Origin of the sequence: Rothia sp. HMSC062H08 (assembly GCF_001810775.1) — a bacterium.
Classification (GTDB): domain Bacteria; phylum Actinomycetota; class Actinomycetes; order Actinomycetales; family Micrococcaceae; genus Rothia.
In genome coordinates this window covers 34,845-49,249 of record NZ_KV802674.1, presented here as the reverse complement: position 1 = coordinate 49,249, position 14,405 = coordinate 34,845, and the positions used below count along the sequence as shown (strand labels likewise).

At 61.2% G+C, this 14,405-nt stretch carries 13 protein-coding genes; 7 read left to right on the top strand and 6 right to left on the bottom strand.

Annotation, left to right across the window (positions count from 1 at the left end):
* The first annotated feature begins 73 nt into the window (after positions 1 to 73).
* The gene (locus HMPREF2765_RS07460; protein WP_005507186.1) at positions 74 to 397 is read left to right on the top strand and encodes a type II toxin-antitoxin system VapB family antitoxin; all 324 of its coding nucleotides are present in this window, start codon (positions 74 to 76) and stop codon (positions 395 to 397) included.
* A gap of 143 nt (positions 398 to 540) precedes the next feature.
* Here HMPREF2765_RS07460 and HMPREF2765_RS07455 read toward each other — a convergent pair whose 3' ends face one another.
* Complete coding sequence (locus HMPREF2765_RS07455; RefSeq protein ID WP_005509262.1) at positions 541 to 1,236, bottom strand: TetR/AcrR family transcriptional regulator; 696 nt, start codon at positions 1,234 to 1,236, stop codon at positions 541 to 543.
* Positions 1,237 to 1,345: 109 nt separating this feature from the next.
* Positions 1,346 to 2,428: a hypothetical protein gene (locus tag HMPREF2765_RS07450; protein ID WP_049360592.1), complete on the bottom strand. Its 1,083-nt coding sequence runs from the start codon at positions 2,426 to 2,428 to the stop codon at positions 1,346 to 1,348.
* A 291-nt stretch (positions 2,429 to 2,719) separates the two neighbouring features.
* Here HMPREF2765_RS07450 and HMPREF2765_RS07445 point away from each other — a divergent pair, with 291 nt between their 5' ends.
* From HMPREF2765_RS07445 to HMPREF2765_RS07415, 6 genes are all read left to right on the top strand, one after another.
* Complete coding sequence (locus tag HMPREF2765_RS07445; protein WP_070605051.1) at positions 2,720 to 3,448, top strand: queuosine precursor transporter; 729 nt, start codon at positions 2,720 to 2,722, stop codon at positions 3,446 to 3,448.
* A 107-nt stretch (positions 3,449 to 3,555) separates the two neighbouring features.
* Positions 3,556 to 5,010, top strand: a complete 1,455-nt coding sequence (locus HMPREF2765_RS07440) for an amino acid permease (RefSeq protein WP_070605048.1) — start codon at positions 3,556 to 3,558, stop codon at positions 5,008 to 5,010.
* A 226-nt stretch (positions 5,011 to 5,236) separates the two neighbouring features.
* A complete protein-coding gene (locus HMPREF2765_RS07435; RefSeq protein ID WP_049350501.1) occupies positions 5,237 to 6,742 on the top strand; it encodes an amino acid permease in 1,506 nt (501 codons plus the stop codon).
* 346 nt (positions 6,743 to 7,088) lie between these two features.
* Positions 7,089 to 7,601 (top strand): acyl-CoA thioesterase, encoded by a 513-nt coding sequence (locus HMPREF2765_RS07425; RefSeq protein ID WP_049340311.1) that lies wholly within the window; start codon positions 7,089 to 7,091, stop codon positions 7,599 to 7,601.
* Positions 7,602 to 7,712: 111 nt separating this feature from the next.
* A complete protein-coding gene (locus tag HMPREF2765_RS07420) occupies positions 7,713 to 8,837 on the top strand; it encodes a phosphoglycerol transferase (RefSeq protein WP_070605043.1) in 1,125 nt (374 codons plus the stop codon).
* A gap of 218 nt (positions 8,838 to 9,055) precedes the next feature.
* Positions 9,056 to 9,763, top strand: coding sequence for a hypothetical protein (locus tag HMPREF2765_RS07415; RefSeq protein ID WP_070599291.1), 708 nt, complete (start codon positions 9,056 to 9,058; stop codon positions 9,761 to 9,763).
* Between the two features lie 122 nt (positions 9,764 to 9,885).
* Here HMPREF2765_RS07415 and HMPREF2765_RS07410 read toward each other — a convergent pair whose 3' ends face one another.
* The 4 genes from HMPREF2765_RS07410 to HMPREF2765_RS07395 all read right to left on the bottom strand — a co-directional run bounded on the left by HMPREF2765_RS07410 (position 9,886) and on the right by HMPREF2765_RS07395 (position 14,297).
* Complete coding sequence (locus HMPREF2765_RS07410; protein ID WP_070505903.1) at positions 9,886 to 10,395, bottom strand: SRPBCC family protein; 510 nt, start codon at positions 10,393 to 10,395, stop codon at positions 9,886 to 9,888.
* A 32-nt stretch (positions 10,396 to 10,427) separates the two neighbouring features.
* Complete coding sequence (gene tgt / locus HMPREF2765_RS07405; protein WP_070541876.1) at positions 10,428 to 11,738, bottom strand: tRNA guanosine(34) transglycosylase Tgt; 1,311 nt, start codon at positions 11,736 to 11,738, stop codon at positions 10,428 to 10,430.
* A gap of 184 nt (positions 11,739 to 11,922) precedes the next feature.
* Positions 11,923 to 12,861 (bottom strand): Dyp-type peroxidase, encoded by a 939-nt coding sequence (locus HMPREF2765_RS07400; RefSeq protein WP_070605041.1) that lies wholly within the window; start codon positions 12,859 to 12,861, stop codon positions 11,923 to 11,925.
* A 173-nt stretch (positions 12,862 to 13,034) separates the two neighbouring features.
* Positions 13,035 to 14,297, bottom strand: a complete 1,263-nt coding sequence (locus HMPREF2765_RS07395; RefSeq protein ID WP_070605040.1) for a glycoside hydrolase family 76 protein — start codon at positions 14,295 to 14,297, stop codon at positions 13,035 to 13,037.
* Positions 14,298 to 14,405: the final 108 nt, after the last annotated feature.

The window sequence follows — 14,405 nt, the reverse complement described above, 5'->3', positions numbered from 1 at the left end:
TTGGTACTATTTCTTCAGAACCCCACGGTTCCGGGCGCCATCGGAGCGCCCCATACCTGCAGAAAGCACCACCATGATCTTCAAAAAAGTAGGCGACAGCCGCCCCTACCCCCAGCACGGCATGACCCATGCCGACTGGGGAGGAATCCCGCCGCAGCAGGTACGCCTCGACACCCTCATCACCACCCAAAAAACCCTCAACCTCGAGACCCTACTCGCCGAAGACTCCACCTTCTACGGCGACCTCTTCCCTCACGTCGTCAAATGGGGAGGCGAACTCTACCTCGAAGACGGCGTGCACCGCGCACTGCGTAACGCCCTGCACCGCCGCGCCGTCATGTATGCGCGCGTACTGGACCTGGACTCAATCTCCCCGGCGCTGCTGCCCGGCGCGTAAAAACCTACTCGCGTAAAAACCTAACCGCGTAAACGCCTACCCGAATACAGAAAATGCCGCGGACCGATGCAAAGAAGCATCAGGTCCGCGGCATTTTTGTGACGTATAACTGAGCTACGTTCCGCTACGCAGAGATACCACGCTTAGGACGCAACCTTCAGGCCCGCCTCCTGCACCGGGGATTGCTCCGGCAGGGACTCCTCGGAATCCAGGCGAACCGGGTTGCCCTCGGCGTCAAAACGCGCGCCCAGGCCCATCTGAATAAAACGGATAGTATTCAGAATCTGGCGCTCACGGGTTTCCTCATCCGGTGCGTCCTCGGCGCGACCGGCGCTTGAGGAGAGGGAGCCGTGCACGAGCATCGCCAGTTCGCGAATGTCGTTCTTCGGAATGTAGTTCTCGGCAATGGCGGCAGAAAGAATATGCGCGAGCACCATCTGCAGCTCGTGAACGTGCTTGCCGAGCTTCGCGTAGGACTCGGGGGAGAGCATGGAGCGCATCGCAGGGCCCGGAGGCAGGTGGCGGCGCGCCAGGTCGTTGATTTGCAAGCGAATGTAGACCGCGAGCTGGTCAATCGGGTTTTCGATGCCCTCCAGGCCGACGCGCAGCTCGTTGAGGAAGCGTTCGGTCTCGTCCAGGGCGTAGGCGACCAGCAGTTCGCCCATGTCGGCGAAGTAGTTGTAGACCGCGGTGCGGCCGATGCCGGCGTTCTTGGCGACGTCGGTCATGGTCAGGCCGGAGAGGCCGCGGTTGTAGAGGATCTCGCCGAAGGAGTTGAGGATGGCGCGCTTGGTGTTTTCGCGCTGGGCGGCGTTGGTTGCTGCAGAAATACGAGGCATAGTGACACTCTACCCCAAATCGTCAGCAAATGACGAATTTATTGAATGTGTCACCAAGAAATTTGCCCAATCCATGCGAATTTTCACAAATATGACAGAACGACCGGCACTACAAGAAGCCCAAACGCGTAGCAGCCGCCAAATCAGCACCCACCAACGACGCAATCGGATACCCCGTATGGCCACGCCCCGGAGTCACCTGCAACAAAGTCCGCGCACCCAAACCCTCGTAGAACGCACTACCCTCCTGCACCGCAATCCGCGCCGACCAACTCCCCTCAGAACTCGTCGCCATACGCCGACGACCCGACGGCGAACGCCCATCCAACACACCCACATGCCAGCTCATCAACAGATGCGCATGCGAAGAAGGATTCAGCGCAGCCCGCTCACGCACCCGAGCCGGCACGCCGTCAGCACCGCCTCCACCGATGAAAGTCGCGCCGCCTCCGCGAATCCAGTCAATATCGTGCGACAGCAGCTCGTAGCTGAGAAACTCCGCACCACCTGAATAGCCCGCAAGCCAGACGCGGCTCATATCCACCTTGTACGCCAGGGCAATCTCCTCAATGAGGGCGCGAACCATCCTGCCGTTCGAGCGGGCACGAACCCACCAGTTATAGGTCAGCGGAGGCGCATAAGAATCACCATCGGCCAGGCGCGGATCCCGCAAACTACCCGGCGACAACACCGGCACCGACAGCATATTGAACTCAGCCGCCACCTGCGCCAACTCGGCACGCAACGGGGAGTCGCGGCGCAACAGACGGCTACCCACACGGGAGAGGTGGTCGCCATCAAAATAGAACAGCACACCGGGCGCATACTCAGACTCGGACAGAAGGTGCAGGTTATCGACCCGATAGTAGATATTGCGGCCGCGATGCGTAAACGACCGGTAGCCGAGCAACTCAGACGAAGCCAGAAACACCGGCTCCAGCAGGGAAAGACCGGTGCGCACAGCCTGCGCCGCATAGGCAAAAAGCGGATGCAGACGCGGAATATGCGCGCTCAGCCGCCGCTGGTTACGGTGCAGCCGCCTCCGCGCTCGCCGTATAGAGCCCCGAATCGAGCGGCGCACCGAGGCACGCAGCACACGCCCCGTCTCCAGCGGGGACGCCACCTGCCCGGTACGGTGAGCGCCGCTGCGGTAAACCCCGCTGCGGTGAACTCTGCGGCTCAGTCTCTTCATATCTCCATTGTAAATGTGCGGGTTCTGCCGCTGCCGGGATAAGGCGGCTCCGCAGGCATCCCACGCCGGGTAACCGGGTGCATGCGGAGTCCACACTCTTGAAAGGCGTCCACACTCTTGAAAGAGGCGCAGAAACCTGCCGCCAGCACAGCATATAGGTACTATTAGATAGGCTCGGGTGGCAGACGAGCCGGTGAGTAGCGCCCTGCATAGCGCGCTCACCCACCACGCGTGAAGGCTCGTGCCTTACGTGAAGAAACACATCGCATGAAGAAAGACTTGGGGAAAGTAATGGCTAAACCCGTTAGCGAATCTATGGCTCAGACGAGCACCGTTACGGTGCCCTGGGCTGGTCGCCGCGGCTACTTTGATCTGCTGCTGGGCGCATCCTGCGTCATCCTGATCATCTCGAATATTGGTGCAACCAAGGGTGTGGAGTTCGGCCCGCTGCCCTTCGAACTGCCCCTGATTGGCTCGACCATTGTCACCGATGGTGGTTTCTTCCTCTTCCCGCTCGCCTACGTGATTGGCGACCTTCTTTCTGAGGTGTACGGCTTTAAGCGTGCCCGCCGCGCGATTGTGGCCTCCTTCGGCTCGGCTGCTTTTGCTGCCCTGTGTTTCTTGCTGATCGTGCACCTGCCCGCTGCGAGCTTCTACACCGGCCAGGAGGCATTCGCTAGCGTACTGGGCCCGGTCTGGCAGATTTTTACGGGCTCCCTGCTCGGTTACCTCTTCGGTCAGACCCTGAACGCCTGGGTTATGGTGGCAATGAAGAAGGCAAGCAAGGGCCGTTTCCTGTGGCTGCGTATGATCGTCTCCACCCTGGTCGGTGAGCTGCTCGATACCGTTATCTTCTGCTCCATTGCGGCACCGGTGCTCGGCATCGACACCGTGGAAGCATTCATCAACTACGTACTGATTGGCTATATCTATAAGTGCCTGGTCGAGGTGATCCTCATGCCGATCAGCTACCCGATTATTGGTTGGTTCAAGCGTCACGAACTCGAGTACGTGGCATAAGCTAACCTCCTGACAGCTGATGTGCAGAGCCGCCCGGCCTAACGACCGGGCGGCATTGCCATTTCAGCTTTATTCAATACACAGCATGTCTAAGAAAGAGATACGTTATGTCTAAACTGCAGGGGAACACCCCCGAGCAGTCGGAGAAGAACGACTCGTTGAATCGTTCCCTCTCCCACGGCCAGTTGACCATGATTGCGATGGGCTTGGCGCTGGGTACGGGCCTGTTCCTGGGCTCCTCCTCCGCCATTAAAATTGCGGGCCCCGGCGCAATCGTCTCTTACGCTATTGGTTCGATGATTGCGGCAACCATTGCTGCGTGCGCGGGCGAAATGTCCGTGCGTCACCCCGTCCAGGGCGGTTTCGGCACCATTGCGAGCCGATACCTGAACCCCTTTAGCGGCTACCTGACTCGCTGGGCGTATTGGGCGTGCACCGTGCCGCTGGCTGGCGCTGAGCTGGTGGCGGTTGGCCACTACATGGCGTACTGGTTCCCGGACGTTCCCCTGGCTGTGTTCGTCGCCCTCTTCGGCGCAATTATTCTGGTGCTGAACCTGGTGAGCGTGAAGTCCTTCGGCGCCCTGGAGTTCATGCTCTCTTCGATTAAGGTTTCTGCCGTCATCGTGTTCATGGTGATTGGTGTACTGCTGGTGTTCGTGGGCCTGCCCGGTCATGCCGCGGCGGGTACCGCAAACCTCGTGAACGACGGTGGCTTCCTGCCCAACGGCCCGGCATCCATCTGGATTTCGATGGCTGTTGTCATGTTCTCCTTCGGCGGTGTGGAAATGATTTCTCTCTCCGCAGCGGAGGCGAAAGACCCGGCACGCTCGGTGGCAACCAGCGTGAAGGCAATGATTTGGCGCCTGTCCACCTTCTACGTGGTGTCCATGGCAATTATTCTGTGCCTGGTGCCCTGGCAGACCGCCGCACAGAACTCGGAGCTGACCGAGTCGCCGTTCGTGCTCGTCTTCTCTGAGCTGGGTATCCCCTTCGCCGCGGACATCATGAACTTCGTGGTGCTCGTTGCTGCGCTCTCTGGCGCTAACGCCTCCCTGTACGCGGCAACTCGCCTGCTGCACGCCCTGGGCTCTGACCGTATGGCTCCCGCAGTGGCTGCACGCACCTCCTCGCGCGGCGTGCCGGTCGTGGCTCTGCTCATCTCCTTCACCGGCGTTGTCGTGGCAACCGTGATGGCTGTTGCCAAGATTGGCGACATCTTTGCGCTGCTCATGGCGCTGGTGACCCTGTGCATCCTGGTTGTGTGGGTCATGATTCTGCTGACCTACCAGGCGTACAAGAAGGACCAGAAGGACGCCTCCTCCTTCACCGTGCTGGGTGGCCGCGTCACCGCAGGTCTGGCTCTGGCGGGTGTTCTGGCGACCCTGGCGGCAATGTTCATGCTGCCTGGCTCGGGCGTTCAGGAATCGATCATGGTCGGCATCGTCTTCTTCGTGCTGATTTCTATTGGCTACGCCATCTCCTCGAAGGTTCAGGGCGGTTATGAGCGCCCCGACCTGGACGCTATGCACGCCGACGAGAACACCAGCGCGGCACAGCACTAAATAAAGCCTCGCGAGGCTAAAACATAAAAGGCACCGGATGGGGGAGCACCCCCGTTCGGTGCCTTTTCGCTTTTGTACCCTAGACGGCGCTGTTCTGAGCGGTGTGAGTGTGCCCGTAGAATAGTTAACTATTCGTACCCGTCAACGAGGCTAGAAGCCGCAGAAGCCGGGTGCGAGCACACATTGCACATCACGCCCCTAAGGCGTACTGACGGAAGGCACCTTCGTGTCCCACAACGACGATACCCGCAGCCACGCTGCAGCGGGGACCGCCGGATCGCGCACCCTGAAGCGTTCTCTGTCCCACGGACAGATGACCATGATCGTGATGGGTTCCGCGCTCGGTACGGGCCTCTTCTTGGGTTCGGGCACCGCCATTGCGATGGCTGGTCCCGCGGTCATTCTCACCTACGCTATTGGTTCTGCGCTCGCTTCGGTGATTGGCGCGGCAACCGGTGAAATGGCGGTTCGCTACCCTGTCCGCGGCGGTTTCGGTACTATTGCTACCCGCTACCTGGGCCCCTTCGCGGGCTTTTTGACTCGCATCGCCTACTGGACGGCGACTGTGCTGATTGCCGGTGTTGAGCTGGTGTCGGTTGCGATGTACTTGAATTATTGGTGGCCGCAGCTTCCGCTGTGGGCGGGTATTGCCGCGTTTGGTGTGGCGCTGATTGTGCTGAACCTGACCAGCGTGAAGTCTTTCGGCATGTTGGAGTTCTTCCTGTCTTCGATTAAGGTCATTTCGATTGTTGCCTTCCTGCTGGTGGGCCTGTGCCTGGTTTTCTTCGGTCTGCCCGGTCACGCTGCGGTGGGTACCGCGAACCTCTTCAACGACGGCGGTTTCATGCCTAACGGCCCCCAGTCGGTGTGGCTGTCGCTGGCTGTTGTGATGTTCTCCTTCGGCGGTATTGAGATGATCTCGATCTCTGCTGCGGAGGCGAAGGATCCCTCTCGTTCGGTGCGTTCCTCGGCGAAGGCGATGATGATTCGCCTGGCGACCTTCTACGTGCTGGCGGTGCTGATTGTTGTTGCTATCATTCCGTGGCGTTCGGCCTCGGGCATAGGCGATGCGGTGGATGCTTCCCCGTTCGTTCTGGTCTTTGAACAGCTCGGCATTCAGGGCGTGGCGCACTTCGTGAACTTTGTGGTGCTGATTGCGGCACTGTCGAGCGCGAACGCAAACCTGTACGCGGGTGCGCGTCTGCTACACTCCCTGGCGGCTGACGGCATGGCGCCTCGCCAGCTGGCTCAGGTGAACCGTGCTGGCGTTCCGGCTCGCGCCGTGTGGGCGTCGACCAGCGGCATGGTTATTGCTATTCTGCTGGCGCTGTACAGCCCGAAGGAAGCGTTCCTCTCCATGATTTTTGTGATCATGGTGTGCGCGCTGACCGTGTGGGTTCTGATTCTGTTCGCCTACATCGTGTACAAGCGTGTTGAGCCTGCTGCCAATGGTTTCCGCCTGTGGGGTGGCCAGTTCACCGCGGCGGTTGGCGTTCTGCTGCTCTTCGCGGTGTGGGTTGCGCTCTTCATGGTGCGCGGTTCTATGGTTCCGGCAATTGTGGGCGTGGGCTACTTTGTGGTTCTGAGCCTGCTGTACTTTGCTCGTATCCGCCACACTCACATGATTGATGAGCAGACCTTTGTTGAGGCTCAGCAGGCAACTGCCGAGTATGACGCCATGAAGTACGACGCTGATCATGCCCTGGAGACTGCGGCTAAGCTGGGCCGTTAAGGTTCTGTAGCTGCCGGGAGAGCCGGTGCTGGGGCCTGCAGAGACTCCAACACAGTAATAAACGAAAAATACGGAAAATTTCTGGAATTCCTCGTAATAAAACCGTAAAAATGCAGTTGGCCCTCAGAGTGGGGTCTATCATAGACAGTGAACCGTATGATCTTGTATGCGTTCAAATGTCTGTGTGTTGGATGAGGCTCGAAAGCATCGTAGCTTTCGAGCCTCATCGCTTTAACTACCAAATATATTTCTAGCCCCCGAATCATCATCAGCTGATTCATTTGCTGTACCTTGCGGATTCGTACGAATAGCCCCCTCAAAGCGGCGGGGGAGTAGAGTTAAAACCATGCAAAGCCACGAAAAGAACCGCGAAAACACCCCCGCCCCTGAGGCCGGTACCACCGACGAACTGCTGGTGCACGTACCCGCACGCTGGGGCGATATGGACGCCTACGGGCACGTCAACAACGTTGCCATCCTCTCGGTCATGGAAGAAGCCCGCGTGGCGCTCTTCGGCCCACCGCCCTCCTCCGGGCAGAAGCCCACCGTGGCACCGCAGCCTCCGATTCCGCTTTTCGACCTGGTTGCCGAGGGTGTGCAGGCACTCATTGCCGAGCACGGCATCCGCTACCTGGCTCAGCTGCCCTACACTGGTGAGCCCGTGCCAGTGCGCCTGAGCGTGGAGAAGGTCAGCGCCGCATCCGTGCGTATTGGCTACTCGATTCTCTCCCCGGTGGACGGCCGCGAGTGCGTGCGTGCCTTTACCGTGCTGGCGTTCTGGGATTCGGTTGTGGGTCGTTTGACCCGTCTGAGCCCCGAGCAGCGTGAGCTGTTGAGCTCCTACCTGCCGCAGAAATAGGGGTAGATACCGGCGCTCCGCTGTAATAAACCGGTCTTGAACGGGGTCAAGCGTATGCTTTAAATACCTTCTGCAAAGGGTGCAAAAGGTTCATTCCCGGGAGAGATAACAATGTCGTTCCACCACACTCAGGCAGACTCCGCCAGCCGGGGTCGCCGCACGATGCGCGCCACCGGATGCGCCGCCGCCCTGCTCCTCGCCCTGACCGGCTGCTTTGGCGGTTCTCAGAGCGAAAACTCTTCGTCGAGCCCCAGCCCCTCCAACACGGCTAACCACTCGCAGTACCCGCTCCCTTCCTCCACCGCGTCCCCGTCACCGACGAAGAAGACCGAGCCGACCGTCACCGAGACTCGGGTGTCAGCCCCCGCAGAGAGCGCCGAGGCGAAGGCGTCCGAGTCCTCCGCACCCGCTGAGGCGAAGGCAACCTCCGCAACGGTCGCAAACCCCACTGTCGCTGCGACGCCCCGTGCGCCCGAAAAGGTGGAGGCTGAGCGCGCCTCCGCCGGCGAGCGCTGCGGACACATCGGACGTAAGGGCTACCTGAAGACCGGCGCGGAAATCATGGTGCTGCGCGGTACCGTGGACTGCGCCCACGCCCTGGACGTGCTGACCGAGTACGTCACCACCCCGCGTGCCGACGACAACACGACCCAGCACCAGGTTGCGAAGGTTCAGGACGCCACCTGCTACTGGAACCCGCAGTACGAGATGGTTGAGAACCGTCGCGAGGATCGCGGCGCCCCCGAGTGCACCATCGGTGAGGATGTCGCCTTTGTGGCTCGCCTGGACAATCCGGATGCTCCCCAGATTCCCTTCCTCATGGAGCCCTCCTACTACGATTCCGGTGCCGGCTACTACCGTTTCAAGAGCGATGACGAGCGCACCCTCTGCGAGCTGAACCCCGCGGACGGAACCCTGGTGTGCGAGCGCCGCACCGGCGAGCAGACCGGCAACGGTAACGGTGCTGTCGGCCGCACTTTTGCCGGTCCGGTGGAGGTGACTCGCATGAACTTCCTGACCGGCGCCAGCGAGGTGAATACCGTGAATGAGTCCTCGGCTCTGCACGCGGAAACCACCACCGCAAACACGAAGATAATGCACGCCTTGGATGTGGTGATCTTGCCCGTTGCTGAGGGCAAGCAGCTGACCTGCTTGGGCGAGATTGAGACTGGCTCGATGACCTGCCATGACGGGAACGGCCGCACTATTACGGTCGGTGGCAGGCGAGAAGGATAAGCGCCCGCGTCAGAGTTAATGAGCTGTCAATGAGTTGTGAAGAGCCAAGGAGGGGCTTCCCGCACTGCCGGGGAGCCCCTCTTATTGCGCTGTGCCTCTACCCGCTGTGTCCTAGCGGGGGCACCCTGTGGGTTCCTAAGATGCCGTATAGCTAGCTCACAGGTAGCGTCTTTAGAATACTGGTTAGGAACCCGAACCGATGACGCAGAAAGGTCACCATGCATCCGGCACAGAAGCACTCTACCCAGACTTCTACCCAGGCTCGTTCTACTACGCTCCGCACCGCTAAGCGCTACAGCCCCGTAGCGCTCGGTGCCACGCTGTTGCTGGCGCTGTCGGCATGCTCCGGAGGCGCTACCACCGCCTCCCCGAGCGCCACCGCGACCCTTAGCCCCAGCGCTACGAGCGCGAAGGCGACCCCTTCGCCCACCCGCACCGCAACGGTCACTGAAAGCACCCCGACTGCCGGTACCGTGCACACCCCCACCGCGGCGGCTACCGTGAGCCCCGGAACCATCACCACCGCAAGTCCCGCGGCGACCGCGCAGGCGAGCGCGGCGTCGAGCCCTTCCGCATCGGCTAAGGCGAATACTTCGGCGAAGGCGTCGAGCACCGCGAGCCTGTCCAGCTCGGATGTTCAGTCTGCGGGCGGTAGCTGCGGCAGCATGGACGCTACTGGCTACCTGAAGCACAACGCTACGGTTCAGGTGACCTCGGGTGCGGTGGATTGCCTGTTTGCGCGTGAGCTGATCCGCCAGTTTGTGGTGCAGAACCCCGCCGAGGTGACCGATAAGGCGAATGGTGAGCGTACCGTCATGTCGGCGCGCTGCTACTGGAAGCCGGGCGACGGCGCGGATCGTGCGACCCCCGAGTGTGTGTCCCTGGATGGTGGCAGCACCGTCATTACCGTGAAGCTGACCAACTAGTTTACGATTCCCACCCGGCAAGGCACGGGTATTAAACACAAGCGCCGCGTTGACGTATCATTCGTCAACGCGGCGCTTTAGTATTCCCACCCGCAGGCGGGCAGAATCAGAGCTGGTGCGAGTTAGAACTCTCCGCGGGCACGGGTGGCAAGCACGTTATCCAGGCGGGCGAAGGTCGAACGCCAGGTGGTGCGTACCTCCTCGTGAACCGAGGCGGGCATGGGGCCAATCTCAATAACGATGCGGGTACCGGCTCCCACGCCGTCGGCGGTAATCACGGTTTCGGGGAAGAAACGGTGACGCTGGTACACCAGCACGCTACCGGGGTTGCCCAGGTGGTCGGGCAGCTGCTCTGCGTATTCGAGCTCCTTGAACGGTTCAATGCTCAAAAAGCGGCTCTGCAGAATGCAGGACACCGAGGGGTCAACCTCGTTGATCATGGACAGACGCTGCAGACCGCCGACGACGGGCTCCACGACTACGTCGGTGGGGCGCACGTGCCAGCCGGCGGGGCCGTACCAGCGGACCAGCAGTTCGGGGTCCAGGTAGGCGCCGAAGACGTCCTCGACCGGGGCTGCGATCTCGTGGTCGAAGACGAGAAGCTCCTCATCGGGAACATGAGTGATGCTCATAGGGTTCTCCTTAAACGGGTTGAAGAGCGGGTTTAGGGCTTCTTGCCGGAGTAGTAGTTGCCGAGGAACTCGTCACGGTACTCGAAGTAGGTGCCGTCCTTGATGGCTTCGCGGGCGTCGTCCACCATGCGCACGATGAAACGCTCATTGTGGATGGAGGCGAGGGTCGCCGCCAGACGCTCGTCCGCCTTGAAGAGGTGACGCAGGTAGGCGCGGGTGTAGTGGGTGCAGGTGTAGCAGTCGCAGCCCTCGTAGATGGGCGAGAAGTCCGCCTTGAAGCGCGCGTTGGTGATGTTGTAGCGGCCGGTGGGGGAGTAGACGGCGGCGTTGCGTGCCACGCGGGTGGGGGAGACGCAGTCGAAGGTGTCTACACCGTTTTCGATGCCGACGAAGATGTCGTCGGGTTCGGAGATGCCGAGCAGGTGGCGGGGCTTGGATTCGGGCAGCTCTTCGGCGCACCAGCGCACGATGGTGCCGAGGTTTTCCTTCTCAAGCGCACCACCGATGCCGAAGCCGTCGAAGGGCATGGAGCCCAGATCCTGGCATGCCTTGCGGCGCAGGTCCTCGTACTGTGCGCCCTGAATGACGCCGAACAGTGCCTGGTAGGGCTTGCCCACGCGCTCAGTGGTCAGGCGCTGGTGCTCAGCGATGCAGCGTAGCGCCCACAGGCGGGTGCGTTCGAGCGCCTCCTCCTGGTAGCCGCGGGAGTTGTAGAGGGTGGTCAGCTCGTCGAAGGCGAACATGACGTCGGCACCGATCTGGTGCTGAACCTGCATGGACACCTCAGGAGTGAAGCGGTGAATCGAGCCGTCAATATGCGACTTGAAGTTCACGCCGTCGTCGTCAATGTGGGCGAGGCGTTCCTTGCCCTTCGCCACGTCGTCGTCACCGAGGGGGCGGCCGTCGGCGCCCTTAGCGTCCGCGACGGTACCCATGTCGATAACCTTCTTGAAGCCGGAGCCCAGGCTCATGACCTGGAATCCACCGGAGTCGGTGAAGGTCGGGCCGTCCCAGTTCATGAAAGCACCCAGGCCGCCTGCTGCGTCGAGGATTTCGGGGCCGGGCTGCAGGTACAGGTGGTAGGCGTTGGAGAGCAGAGCCTGAGCGCCGAGCTCCTTCATGGATTCGGGTAGGACCGCCTTGACGGTTGCCTTGGTGCCCACGGGGGTGAAGGCGGGGGTCTGGATCTGTCCGTGCGGGGTGGTGATGACACCGGTGCGTCCGCGGAACTGTCCGCCGTTGGCTTCTACACGTTCAGCGCTGGGGGAGGCGGTGTCCGCCAGGCGGCTGGTGATGGTGAAGCCAAAGTCCTCGGTGGGGAAAGAGTTATCTAGAACGCTCATTCTTCTCTCGATTGTTTGCTTTCCGTCTGAATGTCTATACCCTAGCCTACCGGAAAACCCCGCCTCTCTCGCCGGAGGCGGGGTTTTCGCGGGTACCGTCAGGCTAGGGTACAGCCAGGCTGAGGTACAGGCAGACTAGGGTACAGGCAGGGTGGCTGGGTTTAGCTCGCCCTAGCCGGTGAAGTTAGCCGGCGAAGTCGCCGAGCATGTCCACAGTCGGCACGAAGAAGAGGGTGCCGGTCACCGCAGTGCTGAAATCCAGCAGGCGGTCGTAGTTGGCGCCATCCACTCCCATGAACATGTTCATGAGCATCTTCTGAACGGTCGAGAAGGTGCTGGCGTAGCAGATGAAGTAGGTGCCCAGCTCGTTGTTGCCCACGGTGCCGAAGGGCATGTTGTCGCGAATAACCTTGAAGTCGTCACCGATATTGGCGATAGCGGAGTGCGAGTTGGCGGGCTTCTCGTCCTCGCTCATCTCGATGTCGTCGTGCTTGGAACGGCCAATGACCTTCTCCTGCTCGGAGACGGGCAGGGCGTTCCACGCGGTCATGTCGTGGATGTACTTCTGCACGAACTGGTAGCTGCCGCCCCTGTACATGGGATCGCTGTCACCGATGATACCGAAGTATTCACGTGCCGCGGGGGTCTGCGGGTTTTCGGTGCCGTCCACAAAACCGATGATGGAGCGGCCGTCCCAGTAGCGGAAGCCGTGCACCTCATCCACGGTCTCAGCAATATCGCGTAGCGCCGCAGTAATAGCGGAGGCCATATCGTAGGCGACGGACGGCTGGGTCGCGCGGATGTGGAAGTGCAGATCACCGGGAGTGGACACTGCGGTGTGCTTGGGGCCCCTAATCTCCTCGAACTCCACGAGCTCCTGCGGCAGCGGCTTGGGTAGATCCAGGGTCAGCCACGCGCTGTAGCTGATGCCCAGCACGACGTTAGCGTTCTCGGACGAGTAGCGGTTCGCGGCGGTGTGGTTGAGGTTAATGACGAGCCCGCAGAGGTTCTGGAACCCCTCAACGAGCGCATCCTGCGAGACGCCCTCCTTGAACTTCCACACCATGAAAATGGTGTTAGCGTTCGGGCTGGCAGTGACCTGTTGTGATTCTGGTGCAAGCATAAAATTCACCGTACGCCCGTGTGTACGCCCCTGCAATGAATCTAGCCCTAACCTTCTGCACAGGCCCTAACCTTCTGCGCTACTGGGAGAATGCGCCGATGCGAGAACGCACCGCAGGGAGAAGATTAGGGCTGGGGGCAAAGAACAGCAAGCAGGGTTTTAGAAACCGTGCCTTAGAAATTGTGGGAGGCAAGGTACCGCGCATGCGCCAGACGCGCCGCCGTCTCAAAAATAGTCCACGCCTGCACCTGAGCGGACAGCTCCACCGGCGCGCCGGGCTTCACAACCTTGCTCATCGGCTCGGTGAACCGCGGGGAGAACTGCACGAGCGCCTTACCGCGAATCTCATTCGGGTCAATGCCGTACTCGTTCATCGGCAGGTTGGGGTCGAACTCGCGGCGACCCTCCCACAGGGCGCGTGCGGTCGAGTACACCAGGGTCGAGGCGAGCGCTCGCGCCTCATCACTGAGCAGCGGCGAGGACGCCGCCATGCCCAGGTAGCGCACGAGAATGCCGGTGAACAGGCCGCCGTCGCCGTCACCGTGAGAGATGAGGATGCGGCGGCGCGCACCGGAGAGGAACTCCACCTCTTCGGTCATGTGCTTGACGATGCCGACGATGAGGCGCTCGGCGCGCTCGGCGGGGTCCACCTCGCAGGGCACACCGGAAGCTGCGAGGCTCAGCAGGGCGCCCAGGGCGGTTCCCTGGTTGTAGGTGAATTCGCTGCGCTCGTACTCGTACTCGTCGCCGCGCACGTTCACGCCGTCAATATAGAGCGAACGTTCTGCATCCCAGAGGGTTTCGTTCATCCAGTCCATGAGCGCGGCGGCAGTCTTCGGGTCGCCCGCCCGCACATACGCCAGAGCGGTCGGCGCGGTCGCCGCAGCATTCACAAAATCACGCTTGGACTTACGCCAACTCATGCCGCCCACCGGGGAGAAGCCCTTCGCCAGCTGCTCGAAGAGGGCGGCGCCAGCATCCTGGGCGGCAACATCATTAGCGCCGGTCAGTTCAATGCAGAAGGAGTTCATGCGGCCCACCGCGAGGGTTAGCCACGCCATATCGTCAAAGTAGTCGTTAGCGAAGCGGCCGTAGTTACGCACGTTAATGCCGCGCAATAGTGCGCGGGCGCGGTGCAGCTGCTCCTGGGCGGCAGTAATATCGCCCTCGCGCAGGTGACGCTGACCGGCATCAATCATGCAGTCCAGCAGGTGCGCCTGCCACCAGTAGTGCCAAATGCTCAGGCGCTGGCTCAGCGGGCGCGGGTCGGGAACCTGTACCGAACCGATGAGGGCGCCGGGAACACCGAGGATGCGGTGCACGAAGGTGTCGGTGACGCTGTCGGCTGCGGTAGCGGCGTGCGAGGAGGTGCGCTCGGCGTACTCGCTAATCGACTCCAGAGACTGCGCGTTGTGGGAAGACGGCTGGGAATTCATGGACCCTCTGTAGTTGCGGTGAAGTATTACGTCTGAAATTATCCCACTTTTTGCCCTCTGAGCGCCCGGATGCTGTGGGCGGGCTCTCGGGTGTGATTCCTTTTCGAG

Bases quoted from the DNA above. Each gene is read 5' to 3' on its own strand.
- HMPREF2765_RS07460 (WP_005507186.1), top strand. From the start codon at position 74: ATGATCTTCAAAAAAGTAGGCGACAGCCGCCCCTACCCCCAGCACGGC.
- HMPREF2765_RS07455 (WP_005509262.1), bottom strand. From the start codon at position 1,236: ATGCCTCGTATTTCTGCAGCAACCAACGCCGCCCAGCGCGAAAACACC.
- HMPREF2765_RS07450 (WP_049360592.1), bottom strand. From the start codon at position 2,428: ATGAAGAGACTGAGCCGCAGAGTTCACCGCAGCGGGGTTTACCGCAGC.
- HMPREF2765_RS07445 (WP_070605051.1), top strand. From the start codon at position 2,720: ATGGCTAAACCCGTTAGCGAATCTATGGCTCAGACGAGCACCGTTACG.
- HMPREF2765_RS07440 (WP_070605048.1), top strand. From the start codon at position 3,556: ATGTCTAAACTGCAGGGGAACACCCCCGAGCAGTCGGAGAAGAACGAC.
- HMPREF2765_RS07425 (WP_049340311.1), top strand. From the start codon at position 7,089: ATGCAAAGCCACGAAAAGAACCGCGAAAACACCCCCGCCCCTGAGGCC.
- HMPREF2765_RS07420 (WP_070605043.1), top strand. From the start codon at position 7,713: ATGTCGTTCCACCACACTCAGGCAGACTCCGCCAGCCGGGGTCGCCGC.
- HMPREF2765_RS07415 (WP_070599291.1), top strand. From the start codon at position 9,056: ATGCATCCGGCACAGAAGCACTCTACCCAGACTTCTACCCAGGCTCGT.
- HMPREF2765_RS07410 (WP_070505903.1), bottom strand. From the start codon at position 10,395: ATGAGCATCACTCATGTTCCCGATGAGGAGCTTCTCGTCTTCGACCAC.
- tgt (WP_070541876.1), bottom strand. From the start codon at position 11,738: ATGAGCGTTCTAGATAACTCTTTCCCCACCGAGGACTTTGGCTTCACC.
- HMPREF2765_RS07400 (WP_070605041.1), bottom strand. From the start codon at position 12,861: ATGCTTGCACCAGAATCACAACAGGTCACTGCCAGCCCGAACGCTAAC.
- HMPREF2765_RS07395 (WP_070605040.1), bottom strand. From the start codon at position 14,297: ATGAATTCCCAGCCGTCTTCCCACAACGCGCAGTCTCTGGAGTCGATT.